We start from the raw sequence: 1,117 nt of genomic DNA, 5'->3' as shown, positions 1-1,117 counted from the left end.
TGTTTTCCGCAAGAATCAAAGACTGATGATCGGGATGTTCACAACGTACATTCCACTTTGCTTTGCCTTTTAACACGTTGTGTTCCAACATCGCTAAACCACCACCTAACCAAGAGCCAAAACGGTGTATTCCGCTAGAGAAGTTGCGTGCTTGATAAAGCTCTTCATATAGCCATGACTGTTTGAAATGGCTTTGGTAGTCGGCAATAACCGATTGATTTGAAACCGCTTCAAAAACGGCTTCGGCGGCGAGTATCCCCGACTTCATCGCGGTATGCGTGCCTTTGATTTTCGCGCTATTGAGCGTGCCAGCATCACAGCCAATCAATAGTCCACCCGCAAATTGTTGGGTCGGAAGGGAATGAAAGCCGCCTTTGGCAATCGCCCTAGCACCATAGCTGATGCGTTTACCATTTTTTAGGTACTGTTCAATCATCGGGTGATGTTTAAAACGCTGAAATTCGTCAAACGGACTCAGGTGGGGATTTTCGTAATTAAGGTCAACAATCAGACCAACTGCGACTTGGTTGCCCTCAAGATGATAAAGATAACTGCCACCACTGGCTTCGTTTGCCAACGGCCAACCTAATCCATGAACAACCAATCCTTGCTGATGTTGCTCTGCAGGTATTTCCCACAGCTCTTTAAAGCCAATCGCATAGTGCTGTGGCGTTTTATCTTCAGCGAGATTAAATTTGTTAATCAATTGCTTACCAATATGGCCACGAGCCCCTTCAGCAAACAGAGTAAACTTAGCTCGAAGTTCGATACCCGGCTCGAAATTGGCTTTTTGCTCGCCGTTTTTGTCGAGCCCCATATCTCCTGTGATCACGCCACAAACACGGTTTTGTTCATCAATAATGGCTCGGTTAGCACTAAAGCCAGGGTAGATTTCTACGCCTAGGTTTTCTGCTTGGGTTGCCATCCAACGGCACAAACTACCTAAACTGATGATGTAATTACCATCGTTATGCAGCGTATTCGGCACCGCCCACGTTGGCAGTTCATGGCCATTAAGTTCGTTACTTAAATAGTAAGTTTTATCTTGATTGACTTTGGTATTGAGCGGCGCGTCCTTTTCTTTCCAATCCGGAAACAACTCATCCAAACTGCGCGT

Annotated in this window: 1 protein-coding gene; it reads right to left on the bottom strand. The window is 45.8% G+C overall.

Annotated features, from left to right (window positions below; translation table 11 throughout):
- Window positions 1-1,117: NAD(P)/FAD-dependent oxidoreductase (locus R7P35_RS25750; RefSeq protein ID WP_318093283.1), on the bottom strand; the 1,117-nt coding region annotated here is incomplete at both ends.

The organism is Vibrio sp. Vb0304, from assembly GCF_033338995.1.
GTDB lineage: Bacteria > Pseudomonadota > Gammaproteobacteria > Enterobacterales > Vibrionaceae > Vibrio > Vibrio alginolyticus.
This window is presented reverse-complemented; position numbering and strand designations above follow the sequence as displayed.